At 39.0% G+C, this 912-nt stretch carries 1 protein-coding gene; it reads right to left on the bottom strand.

Annotated features, from left to right (window positions below; genetic code table 11):
- Positions 1 to 190 precede the first annotated feature (190 nt).
- Positions 191 to 829, bottom strand: a complete 639-nt coding sequence (locus EDM57_RS22745) for a DUF1906 domain-containing protein (protein WP_122906948.1) — start codon at positions 827 to 829, stop codon at positions 191 to 193.
- Positions 830 to 912 lie beyond the last annotated feature (83 nt).

The raw sequence follows: 912 nt of genomic DNA, 5'->3' as shown, positions 1-912 counted from the left end.
GATGGTGTCACGGAACAAATCTTTCAGCATGGTGTGCACGTCTTCGATGGTACGGCAATCCTTCGCTAACTCCTTGATCGTCATGTCTCTTTTGTCTTGCATAAATGATCATCTCCTTAATGGGAAGTTTAACCATTTACACAAAACTTTTTACGCTCTCGATTCGTGAAGAAATCCGTTGGGAGCATTTTTAATCTACTTGGAATCCACCCGCACTTCCAGTTGATTCGCAGAAATCTACGTAGATGGTATTTCCATTATTTAGTTTCAAAGGCTTATCAATACTATATTGGTACAAGTCACGATTCTTGTAATCTTTACCATAACTCCATGCTTTACACTGCCATAAATAGGTGACTCCGCTTACCTCTTCGTCAATGTACTTCACAACATAGTAACTTCCATATACCCCAATTTTAAAACCATCACCATTATTATCTCGCTTGTAATTGCTCATTTCCTTTACTATGCCTCTAAAGTAATCATCAATCGCTTCGAAATCACTGTTATTTTTAATCTCCATGTCTACTGCAAAATAAATTGGAGTATCATATGGCTGACCAACTTCCTCTGCTTGCCGAATGGCGCTCCTGCAAGCCTTTTTCCCGTTAGTATACGTAAACTCATCGATATCTCGTCCGCCATTTTGATAAACAGTTACAATATATAATCCAGCATCAGAAATGAGCCTAGCCTCTTCTTTGGTCAGGCGCTTCCAATCCGACTCACCATAATAACGTCCGATAAATTTGTACCCTGCATCCTTAATAGCTCTCAAATTGCTTTTTGTTGAGTTATTCTTACCTGCGTAATCAATGCCTTTCGCCATGCTTCATTTCTCCTTTTATGAGTAATGGATAAGCAACAGTGTTTGACCGGTCATTGTCGCTTTTGTAACTGCTAAACTAAATT

The organism is Brevibacillus gelatini (genome assembly GCF_003710935.1).
GTDB classification, from domain to species: Bacteria; Bacillota; Bacilli; order Brevibacillales; family Brevibacillaceae; genus Brevibacillus; species Brevibacillus gelatini.
This window is presented reverse-complemented; position numbering and strand designations above follow the sequence as displayed.